Raw genomic sequence first — 15,844 nt, 5'->3', positions numbered from 1 at the left:
ACCGACCGGGTGATTCACCCCGTGACGCCCCGGTCCTCGCGACTCATGTCCCCGGTGGTGGGCGTTCCCTCGGCGAGCCCGTACCGCAGGAGCACCGCACCCTTGCCCGAGGTGGCGGGTGGTTCCAGCAGTGTCAGGTTGCTCGGCACCGCGCCGCCGTCGAACACCTTCTTGCCGACGCCGAGCAGGATGGGGAAGATCCACAGGTTGAGCCTGTCGAACAGGCGCTCGTGCAGGAGGGTCTGCACCAGGTTCAGGCTGCCGATCACGTGGATGTGCTCGTGCCGGTCCCGCAGGGCGGCCACGGCGCTCACCAGGTCGGGCCCGAGTTGGGTGGAGCCGGCCCAGTCCAGGTCCGGGTTGCCGCGCGACGCGACGTACTTCGGGATGCTGTTGAACAGGGTGGCTATGCCGCCGTCGGGGCCATCGTTCTGGTGCGGCCAGTATCCGGCGAAGATGTCGTAGGTCCTGCGGCCCAGCAGCAGCGCGTCCATGCCCCGCATGCCCTGTTCGACCTGTTGGCCGCCTGTCTCGTCGAACAGGGGCGCCTGCCAACCTCCGTACGGGAAGCCTTCCGGGTCCTCCTCCGGGCCGCCCGGTGCCTGGGCGACCAGGTCGAGTGTCGCGAACAGGTCGATGTGGATGGTGCCCATGCTGTCCTCCTAGTCGAGTTCGCGGACCGGTCGGGCCGGGTTGCCGACCGCTACCACGTTTGCGGGTAGGTCGCGGGTGACCACCGCTCCGGCGCCCACGACGGTGTTCGCGCCGATCGTCACTCCCGCCAGCACGATCGCGCCGCCGCCGAGCCACACATTGTCGCCGATGGTGATCGGTCTGGCGGCCTCCCACTTGTCGCGCCGAGGCGCGGGTTCCACCGGGTGCGTCGGGGTGAGCAGCTGCACGTTCGGGCCGACCTGGACGTCCGCGCCGAGGGTGATCCGGGCGACGTCGAGGAAGACGGCGTTGTAGTTGACGAAGGTGCGCGGGCCGATGCGGATCTGCCAGCCGTAGTCGCAGTAGAACGGCGGGCGGATCCAGGTGTCCTCGCCCAGCTCGCCGAGGAGGTCCCGCAGTGCGGCGAGTCGAGCCCGCGGATCGGCTGCCGGGCTGGTGTTGAAGCGTTCCATCAGGCGGGTGGCCCGGTCCTGGTCAGCGATGATCTCGGGATCGTCGGCGAGGTAGGGCTCACCGGCGAGCATCTTGTCCTTCATGGAGGTCACCAGGTCGATGATGCCGGCCGGCACGCCGCGAGTTGGCAGGTCCGTCATATTTTGGCCGTCTTTTTTGCATACCCGGTATGTAATACTGGCGGCGGTCAATGCGTCTCTACCGATTTCAACGCTCCACCAAGGAGGATCCGTTGCGTCGACGCAGCAGAATGACCGCCGCCACCGCAGCCCTGGCCCTCGTGCTCGGCACTCCGGTGACCGCCGCGGCAAGGCCACCCACAAGCACCACTGCCGACGCCAACCCGCGTCGCGCGTCCACCACCACGACCACCGTCACCCTGCTCACCGGCGACCGGGTCACCGTCACCCCGTCCGGGTCCGCCGCGATCCGTCCCGGCCCGGGGCGTACCCATCTGCGTTTCCTCACCACCCGCGACCGAGGTCACCTCACCGTGCTGCCGCAGGACGCCCTGCCGCTGGTCCGCGACGGCCGGGTCGACAGGCGGCTCTTCGACGTGACCGGGCTGGTCGACGCCGGCTACGACGACGCCCGTCGGGGCGACCTGCCGGTGCTGGTCGCCGGCAACGCGGGCGCGCGGCAGCGGGCCGCGACGCCGGCCGGGCTGACCGTCACCACCCAACTTCCGGCCATCGGCGGGGTCGCCGCCACCGCCGACAAGCGGCAGGCCGCAAACGTCTGGGCGGCGCTCACCGGCGCCGGCGCCCGGGTCGGCACGGCGGGGGGCGCCGACCGCATCTGGCTCGACGGCCGCCGACAGCTCACCCTGGACCACAGCGTGCCGCAGATCGGCGCCCCGGCCGCCTACCAGGCCGGCCTCACCGGTCAGGGCGTACGCGTCGCGGTGCTGGACACCGGCATCGACGCCGGCCACCCCGACCTGACCGGCCGGGTCGCCGAGGCGCACAACTTCACCGAGGCCGCAGACGCCGGTGACACGGTCGGCCACGGCACGCACGTCGCCTCGATCATCGCGGGCAGCGGCGCGGCCTCCGGCGGCAAGTACCACGGTGTCGCCCCGGACGCCACGCTGCTCAACGGCAAGGTCTGCGAGGAGGGCGGCTGCATGGAGTCGGCGATCCTCGCCGGCATGCAGTGGGCAGCCGCCGACCAGCACGCCGATGTGATCAACATGAGCCTGGGCGGCGGTGACACACCCGACATCGACCCGCTGGAGGCGGCAGTCGACTCGCTCACCGCGCAGACCGGTGCCCTCTTCGTCCTCTCCGCGGGCAACGACGGCACCGACGGCTCGGTCGGCTCGCCGGGCAGCGCCGACGCGGCGCTCACGGTGGGCGCGGTGGACCGTGACGACGCCCTTGCCGACTTCTCCAGCCGGGGCCCCCGGGTGGGCGACGGCGGGTTGAAGCCGGACATCACCGCGCCCGGGGTGGAGATCGTGGCCGCCCGCGCCGACGGCACGGAGATCGGTACGCCGGTGGGGGGCGGGTACGTCGCGCTCTCCGGCACCTCGATGGCCGCGCCGCACGTCACCGGAGCGGTGGCGCTGCTCGCCCAGCAGCACAGCGGCTGGACGGCGACGCAGCTCAAGGCCACCCTGATGGCGTCGGCGAAGCCGCACCCGGAGCAGACCGCGTTCCAGCAGGGCGCCGGCCGGGTCGACGTGGCCCGGGCGATCACCCAGCGGGTGACGAGCGACCCGGTGAGCGTCTCCTTCGGTCGACCGACCTGGCCGCACGACGACGACACCCCGATCACCAGGAACGTCGACTGGCGTAACGACGGCCCGAACCCGCTCACCCTGGACCTCGCCTTCGAGGTGACCGGCCCGGACGGCCAGCCGGCACCGGCCGGCATGTTCGCCCTGGGCGCGGGCCAGGTCACCGTGCCGCCGGGCGGCACCGCAGGCACCACTGTCACCGTGGACACCCGGGTCGGTACGGACGGCTACTGGACCGGCCGCATCGTGGCCCGCTCCGGTACGGCCGTGGCTGTCACCCCGGTGGCGGTGAACCGGGAGGTGGAGAGCTACCAGCTCACCGTCCGGCACCTCGACGCCACCGGTGCCGCCGCCACGGACCACATCACCACGCTGATCCGGCTCGACACCCTGGACAGCTACAACCTGTACGACCCGGACGGCACCGACGAACTCCGCGTGCCGAAGGGCCGCTACGGGCTGGCAAGCATCGTCTTCAGCGGGGACACCGGCGCCGCCCAACTGGCGCAGCCCGAGCTGGCGGTGACCGCCGACACGACTGTCACTGTCGACGCCCGCAGGGCACGGCCGGTGCGGACGGGCATCCCGGAGCCGACAGCCGTCCCGGACCTGGTGGACATCAGCGCCATCTTCCTCGCCGAGGACGGCGGCTCGTACGGATTCGGTCTGCTCGGGCTCGACTTCACCGGGCTGGCCACCGGGCACCTCGGTCGGGCGGTTTCCGGCGAACGGTTCCTCGCCACGGTGAGCAGCCAGTGGAGGAAGCCGGACGTGGCCGACAGCCCCTACCTGTACGCGCTCAGTGAGAAGATCCCCGGCCGGATGCCGACCGGCTTCGACAGGACCTACCGGGCTCGGGACCTGGCCACCGTCACCCACGAGTTCCGGGGCGGCTACCCGGGGCTGTCCGCGGAGCGGGTGGTCTTCCCGCACCTCGAACCGGACCTGGGTGGTTGGGCGGTCGTCCTGCCCACGACTGTGCCGGGGAGGCGGGTCGAGCACTACAACACCGACGGGCTGCGCTGGTCCTCGGAGCTGACGTTCGGCGTGCCCACCGAGGAGGGGTGGCTCGACACGAAGGCGGTGCTGGTCGCCGAACCGAAGGCGTACCGGGCCGGCCGGCACACGCGGGAGAGCTGGAACAGCGCGCCGTACGGGCCGTCGTTCCCGACGCCGCGCTGGCCGGGGCAGGGGGTCACCCGTCTCGGTGACGAGATCGTGGTGGACGTTCCGCTGCACGGTGACGCCGACGGCCACGCCGGCTGGTCGATCGCGGACACGGCCCGGACCGCCCTCTACCGCGACGGGGCCCTCGTCGACGAGTCGGCGGACCCGGGGTACGGCCAGTTCACGGTGCCGCCCGGTGCCGCGAAGTACCGGCTGGAGGTGTCGGCGAAGCGGAGCTTCACCGACCTCAGCACCGAGGTCGACGCGGCGTGGACGTTCCGGTCCGGGCACGTACCCGGCGAGGACTACCGGCGGCTGCCGGTGTCGGCGATCTCGTTCACGCCACCGCTCGGCCGGGACAACACGGCCCCGGCCGGCCGGAGCCTCGTCATCCCGGTGCAGGTGCGGCGACAGCCCGGAGCCCCCGGGTCGCGCCTGACCGGGCTGACCGTGGACGTCTCCTACGACGGCGGCCGGAGCTGGCAACCCGCCCGGGTCCGGCACGGTGGGCACGGCTGGACGGCCACAGTCAGGCATCCGTCGGGCGCCGGCTACGCGTCGCTGCGAGCCACCGCCCGGGACGCCGCCGGCAACACGGTGACCCAACGGATCATCCAGGCGTACCGGTTGCGCTGAGGCGTACCCCGTCCGGGTCCGCGGCCGAGCGCCGCGGACCCGGCGGGGACGTCAGTCGTTGGCGTGCAGGGCAGCGTTCAGTTCGATGCCCCGGCCGGTGCGCTGCTTCGCCTCCAGCGCGCCGGTGACCGAGTTGCGCCAGAACAGCAGGCCGTCGACGCCGGACAACTCCCGGGCCTTGACGACCCGGCCGTCCGGCAGGGTGATCTTCGAGGCGGCGGTGATGTAGCAGCCCGCCTCGACCACGCAGTCATCGCCGAGGGAGATGCCGACACCAGCGTTCGCACCGATCAGGCTGCGCTCGCCGATGCTCACCTTCTCGGTGCCGCCGCCGGAGAGCGTGCCCATGATCGAGGCGCCGCCGCCGACGTCGGAGCCGTCGCCGACAAGCACGCCCTGCACGATGCGCCCCTCGACCATCGAGGTGCCCACGGTGCCGGCGTTGAAGTTCACGAAGCCCTCGTGCATCACAGTGGTGCCGGCAGCCAGGTGGGCGCCGAGCCGCACCCGGTCCGCGTCGGCGATCCGCACGCCTGAGGGCACCACGTAGTCGGTCATCCGGGGGAACTTGTCCACCCCGTACACCGCCAGATGGCGGCCGGCCGCGCGCTCGATCACCCGCAGCTCGTCCACCCGCTCCGGCGGGCACGGCCCGGCCGACGTCCAGGCCACGTTGGCGAGCTTGCCGAAGATGCCGTCCAGGTTGAGCTGGTTGGGCCGGACCAGGCGGTGCGAGAGCAGGTGCAACCGGAGGTACGCGTCGGGGGCGTCCTTGATCGGGTCGTCCAGCGAGCCGATCACGGTGACCACCTGGACGGTACGCAGACCGGGCAGCGCCCGGTCCCCGAGCGCGCCCGGCGGCAGGTCGAGCACGTCCGACTCACCCTCACCGGCGACCAGGGGCAGCTCACCCAGGCCCAGCTTGCCGGTCGGATACCAGGTGTCGAGCACCTGTCCGTCTGCCGTCACGGTGGCCAGGCCGATGCCCCAGGCGGAATCTGCGGACGTCACTGTTACACCTCTCGGTCTGGGCCGCGCCGGCCTCAGCTCACTCCTCGCGCTGACAGACCTGAAGGTACCGTGCGAACCATGGAGAACCCGCTGACCCCCGAGGTCCTCGCCGATCCGGTGGCGCTGACCCGCGCTCTCGTCGACATAGAGTCCGTGTCCCTCAACGAGAAGGCGATCGCCGACTGTGTCGAGGAGGTCCTGCGCGGTGTACCGCACCTGAGCACCCACCGGCACGGCAACACGGTGATGGCGCGTACCGACCTCGGTCGGTCGCAGCGCGTCGTCCTGGCCGGGCACCTGGACACCGTGCCGCTCAACAACAACTTCCCGTCGACCATGCGCGGCGACCTGATGTACGGCTGCGGCACCTCGGACATGAAGTCCGGCACCGCGTACGCCCTGCACCTGGCGGTGACCCTGCCGAACCCGCGGTACGACGTGACGTACTTCTTCTACGAGGCGGAGGAGATCGAGTCGCGGTACAACGGGTTGAACCTGGTCGCCCAGGCGTTCCCGGAGTGGCTCGAGGCGGACTTCGCGGTGCTGCTGGAGCCGACGTACGGCATCGTCGAGGCGGGTTGCCAGGGCACCATGCGTTCGGTGGTCACCACGACCGGGGTACGGGCCCACTCGGCGCGCTCCTGGCACGGGGTGAACGCCATCCACGCGGCAGGTGAGGTGCTGCGGCGCCTCCAGACGTACGAGGCGCGCCGGGTCACCATCGACGGCTGCGACTACCGCGAGGGCATGAACGCGGTGCGGATCAACGGCGGGGTCGCCGGCAACGTGGTCCCGGACCGTTGTGAGGTCGAGGTCAACTACCGGTTCGCCCCGGACCGTACGCCCGCCGAGGCGGAGGCGCACCTGCGCGAGGTGTTCGCCGGTTTCGAGGTGGTGGTGACGGATTCGGTGGCCGGTGCCCCACCCGGGCTGGAGGCGGCCCCGGCGAAGGAGTTCCTGGCGGCGGTCGGCGCGGCGCCGATCGGCAAGCTCGGCTGGACGGACGTGGCCCGCTTCGCGGCCATGGGCATCCCCGCGCTGAACTTCGGCCCGGGCGACCCCAACCTGGCCCACCACCCGGACGAGCACGTCGAGATCAGCAAGATCCGCGACGGCGCGGCAACCCTGCACCGCTGGCTGGCCCCGGCCTAACCGCCACCCCCCGCCCGCCGGCTCGCGCCGGTGATCAAGAGGTTTGCGTCAGCCGGGCCCGTTGTCGGCGACGCAAACCTCTTGATCGGCTCCGGGTGGGGGAGGGGCGAGCAGGGGGATCGGGTCCTGCTGGCGGGTGCGGCGGCGTTCGGCCACCACATCTCGGATCCGTCGCTGCATCTGGCGACGGATCCGGATCATCTCGCTGTTGCTGATCACGCTGTCTCCTCCCCCGAAGGCGCGCGCCGGGGCATACCCGGTATGTGAATAGTAAGACGTACGAGCGAGCCGAATAGTTGCCCTTGATCGGGACTTATTTCTCAGCGTCCGCGACCCGACCCGGCAAGCACCTGGTGGAGCACTACGGTTGCTCCATGAGCGACAGCAACGGGCGGGAGGCCAGCCGCGGCCCAGCGAAGGAGCGGCACCGGGGCGCGGTGACGCTGCGTCGAGGGGCGATCCCGAGCAGCACCGCCGACCAGCGACTGCTGGATTCGCGGGGACGCGGCGACTGGAAGACCAGGGACGCCTGGCGGGCGCTACGCATCCTCTCGGAGTTCGTCGAGGGCTTCGACACCCTCGCCGACCTGCCGCCGGCGGTCAGTGTGTTCGGCTCCGCCCGCAGCGGCCCGGACACCGCCGAGTGCCGACTCGCCGAGCAGGTGGGCGGGGCACTGGCCCGGGCCGGCTACGCCGTGATCACCGGGGGTGGGCCGGGCGTGATGGAGGCCGCCAACCGGGGTGCCACCGAGGCCGGCGGACTCTCCGTCGGGCTCGGCATCGAGCTGCCGTTCGAGCAGGGCATCAACGACTGGGTCGACCTGGCCATCGACTTCCGCTACTTCTTCGCCCGCAAGACGATGTTCGTCAAGTACGCGCAGGCGTTCGTCGTGCTGCCCGGCGGCTTCGGCACCATGGACGAACTGTTCGAGGCGCTCACGCTTGTGCAGACCGGCAAGGTGACCCGGTTCCCGGTCGTGCTGATGGGGGTCGCGTACTGGCAGGGCCTGCTCGACTGGCTGCGCGACACGATGGCCGCCGACGGCAAGATCGGTCCGGTCGACCTGGACCTGATCTGCCTCACCGACGACGTCAACGCGGCCGTCCGACACATCGTCGAGTCCGAGGCGGCGCTCTCCGTGGAGCAGGACGCGGTCCGCGACGAGGCGGTCGCCCGCACCGGGGCCGACCAGCAGGCCGCCGCCGAGCAGGCCGCCGACCAACCGCGGGAGGGCTGATGGCGGCGATCTGCGTCTTCTGCGCGTCCTCCCGTACCCTCGACCAGCGCTTTCTGGATCTCGCCACCGAGACCGGCGCGGAGCTGGCCCGACGCGGTCACACGCTGGTGAGCGGCGGTGGCTGCGTCGGCATGATGGGCGCGCTCGCGGACGGCGCCCGACACGCCGGTGGGCGCACCCTGGGCGTGATCCCACAGTCGCTCGTCGACCTGGAGGTCGCCGACCTCGCCTCGGACGAACTGCTGGTCACCGACTCGATGGCCAGCCGCAAGACGTTGATGATCGAGAAGTCGGACGCGTTCCTCACCCTGCCCGGCGGGCTGGGCACGCTCGACGAGCTGTTCGAGGTGTGGACCACCGCCACCCTCACCCTGCACCGCAAGCCGATGGTGCTCGTCGACGCCGACGGCTTCTACCGCCCGCTGCTGGACTGGCTCGCCACCCTCACCGACGAGCACTTCCTCAAACCAGCAGGCCTCGGCCTCGTGACCGTGGCCCCGACGGTCCCGGCCGCCCTGGACGCGCTGGAGTCCGCCCTGACCTGACCACGGGTCTGCGTCCTCCCCGTCGATCATGAGGTTGACGGCACCGCGCCCGGCGTGTCGCGCCGCCAACTTCATGATCGACAGAGCTGGATGCGGTGGGGTTGGGGTGGGTCGGGGTGGGGTGGGTGAGTGTCGTACCGGTTTGATGGGATGAGCTGATGCAGGCGTACCGGTTGGTGCGGCGGTCCGTAGTGGCCGCCGACAGCGGCGCGTCTTCCGGGGCCGGTCCCGCCGGTTGGCGGGCCGACACCGTGCAGGCCGAGGTCATCGGGCACACGGACGGGCCGATGCTGGTGCTCGGCGGCCCCGGCACCGGCAAGACGAGCACCCTGGTCGAGGCCGTCGCCGCCCGGGTCCGCGAGGGCGTCGACCCCGAACGCGTCCTGGTGCTGACCTTCGGCCGCCGGGGCGCCACCGCGCTGCGCCAACGCATCGAGGCCCGGGTGGCGCAGGACGGCCACCGCGTGCTCCGGGAGCCGCTCGTGCGCACCTTCCCGGCGTACGCCTTCGGGCTGCTCCGCCGGGCCGCCGCCGAGCGGGGCGAGCCGTCGCCGCGCCTGCTCACCGGCCCCGAGCAGGATCTGATCATCCGGGAGCTGCTGGACGTGGTGGGCGAGGAGCCCGACGACGACCCGGTCGGCTGGCCGGACGACCTGCGCCCGGCCCTGCGCACCCGGGCCTTCGCCGGCCAGTTGCGCGACCTGCTCATGCGGGCCGCCGAACGCGGCGTCGGCCCGGTCGACCTGGCCCGGCTGGGCGAGAAACTCGGCCGCGACGACTGGCCGGCCGCCGCCCGCTTCCTGCGGGAGTACGTGGCAGTGCTCGCGCTGCGCGACGTCAGCAACCGGGGCTCGATCGCGTACGACCCGGCCGAGCTGGTCCGGGCGGCCACCGGTCTGCTGCGCGACGACGAGGAGCTGCTGGCCGCCGAGCGTCGCCGCCTCGCCCACGTGTACGTCGACGAGCTGGCCGACACCGACCCCGCCCAACTGGAGCTGCTCTCGGTGATCGCCGGCGGTGGCACCTCGCTTGTCGCCTTCGCCGACCCCGATTCGTCCACGTACGCGTTCCGGGGCGCCGACCCCGCGGCGGTGGGCAGTTTCCCGCACCGGTTCCGGACCGCGTCCGGTGCGCCGGCGGCCCAGGTGCTGCTCAGCACGTCATACCGGGCCGGCCCGGAGTTGCTCGCCGCGATCGCCCGGCTGGGTCGCCGGCTGCGCGGCCCGGCGGCGCACCGCAGGCTGCACCCGCTGCCGGACGCGCCGCCAGGTGTGGTCGAGGTGCACACGTTCCGCTCGGCGACGAGCGAGGCCGCCTGGCTTGCCCACGCGCTGCGCTCCGCCCACCTGCTCGACGGTGTGCCCTGGTCGCGGATGGCGGTGCTGGTGCGGTCCACCGCGTTGCAGCTGCCCACCCTGCAACGGGCGTTGCACGCTGCCGGCGTACCCACAGTGGTGCACGGCGAGGACCTGCCGCTGCACCTGCAACCGGCGGTGGCGCCGCTGCTGCTCCTGCTGCGCTGCGCCCTGGAGCCGGAGCACCTGGACGAGGAGGCGGCCGTCGCGTTGCTGCACTCGCCGCTCGGCGGTGCGGACCCGCTCGCCGAGCGGCGGCTGCGGCAGGGCCTGCGCGCCCTGGCGCTGGCCGGTGGTGACCGGCGCCCCTCCGGTGAGCTGATCGTCGAGGCGCTGCGCGACCCGACGGAGCTGGCCGACATCGACAGGCGGTGGGCGGAGCCCGCGCAGGCGGTCGCCGGGCTGCTCGCCACGGCCCGGGACGCGGCCGCCCAGCCCGGCGCGACAGCCGAGACGGTGCTCTGGGAGGTCTGGGACGCCAGTGCCCTCGCCGAACGCTGGGCCGGCGCGATCGCCCAGGGGCGGCCGGCGGCAGGCGAGGGGGACCTGGCCCGGCGCAGGCGCGCCGAGGCGGCCGACCGGGACCTGGACGCGGTGCTCGTGCTCTTCGACGCGGCGGCGCGCTTCACCGACCGGCTGCCCGGTGCCCGTACCGAGGTCTTCCTCGACCACGTGCTCGCCCAGGACCTGCCGGCCGACACCATCGCCCCGACCGCCGACCGGGGTGCGGCGGTGCGGCTGCTCACCGCGCACGCGGCGAAGGGTCTGGAATGGGACCTCGTCGCGGTGGCCGGTGTGCAGGAGGGCATCTGGCCGGACCTGCGGCTGCGCGGCAGCCTGCTCGGCTCGGAGCGGCTGGTCGACGTGCTGACCGGCCGGTCCGTGGGCGGGGCGGCAGCGGCGAACGTGGTGGGTCAGACCTCGGCGTTGCTGGACGAGGAACGCCGCCTCTTCCACGTCGCCGTCAGCCGGGCGCGGCACCGCCTGCTGGTCAGCGCGGTGGCGTCGGCGGCGGTAGGCGGCGACGACCACGAGGAGCAGCCGAGCCGGTTCCTGCACGAGCTGGCCCCTGCCGCGCCACCCACTCCGCCGTCCGCCCCTCCGCCCGGCCCGCGTACCGGCCCGCCCTCCGGTGACCCGCTCGACGGTCCCTCGTCCGGCGAGGGCGTGGCGGCGGGCGAGGACGGCGACGAGGAGCCGGACAGCCCCGGCGCGCTGCCGGTGACCCGACCGCCCCGGGCGCTCACCCTGCCGGCGCTTGTCGCCGAACTGCGTACCGCCATCACCGACCCGGCGGTGCCGGCGAGCCGGCGGCGCGCGGCGGCGACCGAACTGGCCCGCCTCGCCGCCGCCGGTGTGCCCGGCGCGCACCCGGACGACTGGTGGGGGCTGCGGGCGCTCTCCGACGACAGGCCCCTCGTCGACGACGGCGAGGCGGTACGCGTCACCCCGTCGGCGATGGAGAGCGCGCTGCGGTGCAGCCTGCGCTGGCTGCTGGAACGGCACGGCGGCAGCGGCCCGACCAGCACCGCGCAGGGCGTGGGCAACCTGGTGCACGCCGCCGCGATGCTCGCCGAGGACGCCAGCGCCGACCGGGGCGCGTTGCTCGACTACGTGGCCGCCCGCTTCGACGCGATCGAGTTGGCCGCCCGCTGGATGGCCGGCCCGGAACGGGAACGCGCCGAGGCGATGGTCGACAAGCTGCTGCGCTGGCTGGCCACCAACCCGCGCCGGCTGCTCGCCATCGAGCACGAGTTCGCCGTCCGGCTGGACGACCCGCACCGCCCGGTCGACCTGACCGGCCGCGTCGACCGGCTGGAGGTCGACGAGGCCGGCCGGCTCGTGGTGATCGACCTGAAGACCGGCAAGTCGACGGCGGTCACCGGCAGTGAGCTGGCCGAGCACCCGCAGCTCGGCGCCTACCAGGCGGCGGTGGAGGCGGGGGCGTTCGCCGAGTTCGGTGACGAGTCCGGAGGCGCGGCGCTGGTGCAGCTCGGCACGTCCGCGAAGGACGCCCGGGAGCAGAACCAGCCGGCGGCGGGCGAGGGCCCGGCGGCCGGCTGGGCGACCGCGCTGGTCCGGCGCACCGCCGATACGATGGCCGCTGCCACCTTCGCCGCGGTGGCCAATTCGAAGTGCCGGGTCTGCCCGGTGCGCACCAGCTGCCCGGTCTCCGGGCAGGGGCGCCAGGTCGTCGAGCCGCCGACCGTCCGACGCGCCACCGAGGGCGAGGAGTGAGCCGGTGTCAGGAGTCGAGGCGACACCGTGACCCAGCCCACCCTGTTCGGCGCCGGCCCCGCGCCGACGCCCCGGCTCGCCGACTCCGGGCCCCGGTACACCCCTGTGGAGCTGGCGAAACTCCTGCGGCTGCCGGCACCCACCCGGGAGCAGGCCGCGATCATCGCCGCCCCGGTGGAGCCGCTGCTGGTGGTGGCCGGTGCCGGCTCCGGCAAGACCGAGACGATGGCCGCACGGGTGGTCTGGCTGGTCGCCAACTCGTACGTGCGGCCGGAGCAGATCCTCGGGCTGACCTTCACCCGTAAGGCCGCCGGTGAGCTGGCGCACCGGGTGCGTACACGGCTCGACCAGCTGATCCGCCGACTCGGCAGGCAGGGCCGCGACCCGCTTGGCGACCCGCTCGCCGGCGAGCCCACCGTCTCCACCTACCACTCGTACGCCGGGCGGATCGTCACGGAGCACGGGTTGCGGGCCGGCTACGAGCCGTCCACCCGGCTGCTCACCGAGGCGTCCCGCTGGCAGTTGGTCGACCTGCTGGTGCGCAACTACGACGGTGACATGTCCGAGGTGGACCGGATGCCGAGCACCATCACCGACGCGGTGCTGGCGCTCGCCGGGGAGTTGGACGAGCACCTGGTCGCCCCGGACGAGCTGGCGGCGTGGACGGGCCGGTTCTTCGCCGAGGTGCAGTCGCGCCCGGGGCGGGTGTACGCCGACGTGCGCAAGGCACTCGCCCTGCAACAGACCCGGCTGCGCCTCCTGCCGCTGGTGCGGGCGTACGCCAGGCGCAAACTGGACTTCGAGGCGATGGACTTCGCCGATCAGCTCGCCCGGGCGGCGCGGGTGGCCCGGGACCATCCGGCGGTTGGCGGGATCGAGCGGGACCGGTTCCGGGTGGTGCTGCTCGACGAGTACCAGGACACCAGCCACGCCCAGGTGGTGCTGCTCAACGCGTTGTTCGGTGGCGGGCACCCGGTGACGGCGGTGGGTGATCCGTGCCAGTCCATCTACGGCTGGCGGGGGGCCAGCGCGGGCACACTGGACCGGTTCCCCACCGAGTTCGCGCGGTCCGACGGCCAGCCGGCGCGGGCGCTGGGGCTCACCACGAGCTGGCGCAACCGCCCCGAGATCCTCCGGGTGGCGAACGCGCTGTCCACCCCGTTGCGCGCGGCCGGAGCCCGGGTGCCGGAGCTGCGCTCGGCGCTGACCGTCCTGGACCCGATCCCGCACCGCAGCCCCGGCGGGGTGGCGGGCGGCACTGTGCACTGCGCGCTGCTGCCCACGTACGCCGACGAGGCGGCCTGGATCGCCGACAGCGTGCTCGCGGCCTGGCGCGGCGCGGCCCGGATGCCCGGCGTGGCGCCCGAGCACATCCCGGTGGCGCAGCGCCCGACGACTGCCGTGCTGGTCCGGGTCCGCAGCCAGATCCCGGCGATCGAATCGGCGCTGCGGGAGCGGGGCCTGCCCGTGGAGGTCGTCGGGTTGGGCGGCCTGCTGGACACTCCCGAGGTCCGCGACGTGGTGTGCACGCTGCGGGTGCTGGCCGACCCGACCGACGGCGCCGCGCTGCTGCGGCTGCTCACGGGCGCCCGTTGGCGGATCGGGCCACGGGATCTGGTGGCGCTGCACCGGCGGGCCCGGGCCATCGCCAACGCCCGCCGGCAGGTGGCCGCCGACGAGACCCCGGAGATCACCCCCGATCTGTTGGACGAGGCCACCCTGGTGGAGGCGCTTGCCGATCTGGGGCCGGCGCAGGCGTACTCCGCGGAGGGGTTCGCGCGGCTGCGCGCGTACGGCATGGAGCTGGCGCTGCTGCGCTACCGGCTGGACCAGGCGCTACCGGACCTGATCGCGGACATCGAGCGGACCATCGGCCTGGACGTGGAGGTGGCGGTTCGCGCTGGCCGGGACGGCGCGGGTGACGCCGGCCTGGCCCGGGGCCACCTGGACGCCCTCGGTGACGTGGCGGCCCGCTTCAGCGGCGAGACGCCGGGCGCCACCCTGTCCGGCTTCCTGTCCTACCTGGCCGCCGCCGAGGACGAGGAACGCGGCCTGACCCCCGGCGAGGTCGAGGTGGTCGAGGGCGCGGTCCAGGTGGTCACCGCGCACGCCGCGAAGGGCCTGGAGTGGGACGTGGTGGCGGTCGCCGGGCTGTGCCGCGGGTCGTGGCCGGGGCCGGCGCGCAACTCCGATCACTGGCTGGGCGGGCTGGGTGTGCTGCCGTTCCCGCTGCGCGGCGACGCCGACGGTCTGCCGGAGCTGATGCTCGACGAGGCGGGGGACCAGCGGGCCGTGGCCCGGGCGGTCACCGACTTCACCGACGCCTGGCGGGCGCACGACGAGCGGGAGGAACGCCGGCTGACGTACGTGGCGGTCACCCGCCCGCGCCGGCTGCTGCTCTGCTCGGGCTACTGGTGGGGGGAGGGCACGAAGCGGCCGCGCGGGCCGTCGGTCTTCCTGCGCGAGGTGTACGACGCCTGCCTGGACGGCGGCCCGGGGCACCTGGTCGACGTGTGGGCGCCCGAGCCCACCCCGGACGCCACCAACCCGACGGCCGAGGTGGTGCTCCGTGCGGAGTGGCCGGCCGACCCGTTGGGCGGTCGACGGCCGGCGCTGGCCGAGGCGGCCGGGCTGGTCCGCCGCCTGATGACCGACGGCCCGGCTGCGGTGGCTGTCGGGCCGGTGGCTGTCGGGCCGGTGGTCGCCGCGACGGCCGAACCGGAGCCCGATCCGGAGGTGGCGCGCTGGCGGCGCGAAGCTGATCTGCTGCTCGCCGAGCGGGCCGAGCTGACCCGGCTCTCCGGCGCGGTCGAGGTGGCCCTGCCGGGGCAGTTGAGCGTCACCCAGCTCGTCGCGTTGCGTAACGACCCGGCGGCGCTGGCGCGTACGCTGCGCCGTCCGGTGCCCGCCGAACCCAACCCGTACGCCCGTCGGGGCACCGCCTTCCACGCGTGGCTGGAGCAGCGCTTCGGCGCCGACCGGCTGCTCGATCTGGACGAGCTGCCCGGCGCGGCGGACGCGGACGCGGCACCGGACGAGGCGCTTGTGGAGCTTCAGGAGCGCTTCCTGGCCAGCGAGTGGGCCGACCGGGCGCCGGTGGAGGTGGAGGTGCCGTTCGCCACGGTGATCGCCGGGGTGGTGGTCCGGGGCCGGATGGACGCGGTCTTCGCCAGGCCTGGTGGTCGGTTCGACGTGGTCGACTGGAAGACGGGTCGGCAGCCCACTGGCCCGGCGGCGCAGGTGGCGGCGGTGCAGTTGGCCGTGTACCGACTGGCCTGGGCGGAGCTGGCCGGGGTGCCTGTCGACCGGGTGGGCGCGGCCTTCCACTACGTCCGCGACGGTGCGACGGTGCGACCCACCGACCTGCTGGATGTGGCCGGGCTCACCGCCATGATCGCCCAGTTGCCCGAAGATTCCGCCCAAGCTTGACCGCTGGGGGGAAAACCGTGGTAGGTTGATCGGGTTGCAGTTTTGGTTACCAGAGACTCTGTGTGCGCCTGGCGGGATTGTGGCCCCAGGCGCTCTTTGTTGTGTCCGGAGTTCTCCGGGCGGGGCGACCAGAAGCGACAGGCGATTCGCGCATTCCCGCGCGGAGCGCTCCTCTTCGGGCGCGCAACAAGTGCGCGTCCGACG

General features: G+C 73.4%; 10 protein-coding genes. 6 read left to right on the top strand and 4 right to left on the bottom strand.

Annotation, left to right across the window (positions count from 1 at the left end; all coding sequences use genetic code 11):
* Window positions 1-14: 14 nt before the first annotated feature.
* Together AB0N27_RS26255 and AB0N27_RS26250 are read right to left on the bottom strand one after the other, a co-directional pair.
* Entirely contained in the window at window positions 15-653 is a 639-nt protein-coding gene (locus AB0N27_RS26255; protein ID WP_364375138.1) for a dihydrofolate reductase family protein, read from the bottom strand.
* Between the two features lie 9 nt (window positions 654-662).
* Window positions 663-1,220, bottom strand: a complete 558-nt coding sequence (locus AB0N27_RS26250) for a sugar O-acetyltransferase (RefSeq protein WP_364375135.1) — start codon at window positions 1,218-1,220, stop codon at window positions 663-665.
* 158 nt (window positions 1,221-1,378) lie between these two features.
* Here AB0N27_RS26250 and AB0N27_RS26245 point away from each other — a divergent pair, with 158 nt between their 5' ends.
* A complete protein-coding gene (locus AB0N27_RS26245) occupies window positions 1,379-4,672 on the top strand; it encodes a S8 family serine peptidase (protein WP_364375638.1) in 3,294 nt (1,097 codons plus the stop codon).
* 51 nt (window positions 4,673-4,723) lie between these two features.
* On the opposite strand, the gene dapD is transcribed toward AB0N27_RS26245, so the two are convergent.
* Window positions 4,724-5,683: a 2,3,4,5-tetrahydropyridine-2,6-dicarboxylate N-succinyltransferase gene (gene dapD / locus AB0N27_RS26240; RefSeq protein WP_364375132.1), complete on the bottom strand. Its 960-nt coding sequence runs from the start codon at window positions 5,681-5,683 to the stop codon at window positions 4,724-4,726.
* 78 nt (window positions 5,684-5,761) lie between these two features.
* Here dapD and dapE point away from each other — a divergent pair, with 78 nt between their 5' ends.
* Complete coding sequence (dapE, locus tag AB0N27_RS26235; RefSeq protein WP_364375129.1) at window positions 5,762-6,835, top strand: succinyl-diaminopimelate desuccinylase; 1,074 nt, start codon at window positions 5,762-5,764, stop codon at window positions 6,833-6,835.
* A gap of 48 nt (window positions 6,836-6,883) precedes the next feature.
* Here the strand turns inward: dapE and AB0N27_RS26230 are convergent, their stop codons facing one another.
* Window positions 6,884-7,054 (bottom strand): hypothetical protein, encoded by a 171-nt coding sequence (locus AB0N27_RS26230; RefSeq protein WP_167517367.1) that lies wholly within the window; start codon window positions 7,052-7,054, stop codon window positions 6,884-6,886.
* A 155-nt stretch (window positions 7,055-7,209) separates the two neighbouring features.
* On the opposite strand from AB0N27_RS26230, the gene AB0N27_RS26225 reads away from it, so the two are divergent.
* From AB0N27_RS26225 to AB0N27_RS26210, 4 genes are all read left to right on the top strand, one after another.
* Window positions 7,210-8,073 (top strand): TIGR00730 family Rossman fold protein, encoded by an 864-nt coding sequence (locus AB0N27_RS26225; RefSeq protein ID WP_364375124.1) that lies wholly within the window; start codon window positions 7,210-7,212, stop codon window positions 8,071-8,073.
* On the top strand, window positions 8,073-8,618 hold the full coding sequence (locus AB0N27_RS26220; RefSeq protein WP_364375121.1) for a TIGR00730 family Rossman fold protein: 546 nt from the start codon (window positions 8,073-8,075) through the stop codon (window positions 8,616-8,618). The genes AB0N27_RS26225 and AB0N27_RS26220 overlap by 1 nt, the downstream gene beginning before the upstream one ends.
* Window positions 8,619-8,776: 158 nt before the next feature.
* A complete protein-coding gene (locus tag AB0N27_RS26215; RefSeq protein ID WP_364375118.1) occupies window positions 8,777-12,211 on the top strand; it encodes an ATP-dependent DNA helicase in 3,435 nt (1,144 codons plus the stop codon).
* A gap of 27 nt (window positions 12,212-12,238) precedes the next feature.
* On the top strand, window positions 12,239-15,640 hold the full coding sequence (locus AB0N27_RS26210) for a UvrD-helicase domain-containing protein (RefSeq protein ID WP_364375115.1): 3,402 nt from the start codon (window positions 12,239-12,241) through the stop codon (window positions 15,638-15,640).
* The last annotated feature ends 204 nt before the right edge of the window (window positions 15,641-15,844 follow it).

The organism is Micromonospora sp. NPDC093244 (genome assembly GCF_040683695.1).
Lineage (GTDB): Bacteria > Actinomycetota > Actinomycetes > Mycobacteriales > Micromonosporaceae > Micromonospora.
Note: the sequence above shows the minus strand (reverse complement) of the source record. Positions and strands in the feature narration are given on the sequence as shown.

What these genes read in the sequence shown, in the direction of transcription:
- AB0N27_RS26255 (WP_364375138.1), bottom strand. Translation starts at nt 653, where the DNA reads ATGGGCACCATCCACATCGACCTGTTCGCGACACTCGACCTGGTCGCC.
- AB0N27_RS26245 (WP_364375638.1), top strand. Translation starts at nt 1,379, where the DNA reads ATGACCGCCGCCACCGCAGCCCTGGCCCTCGTGCTCGGCACTCCGGTG.
- dapE (WP_364375129.1), top strand. Translation starts at nt 5,762, where the DNA reads ATGGAGAACCCGCTGACCCCCGAGGTCCTCGCCGATCCGGTGGCGCTG.
- AB0N27_RS26225 (WP_364375124.1), top strand. Translation starts at nt 7,210, where the DNA reads ATGAGCGACAGCAACGGGCGGGAGGCCAGCCGCGGCCCAGCGAAGGAG.
- AB0N27_RS26220 (WP_364375121.1), top strand. Translation starts at nt 8,073, where the DNA reads ATGGCGGCGATCTGCGTCTTCTGCGCGTCCTCCCGTACCCTCGACCAG.
- AB0N27_RS26215 (WP_364375118.1), top strand. Translation starts at nt 8,777, where the DNA reads ATGCAGGCGTACCGGTTGGTGCGGCGGTCCGTAGTGGCCGCCGACAGC.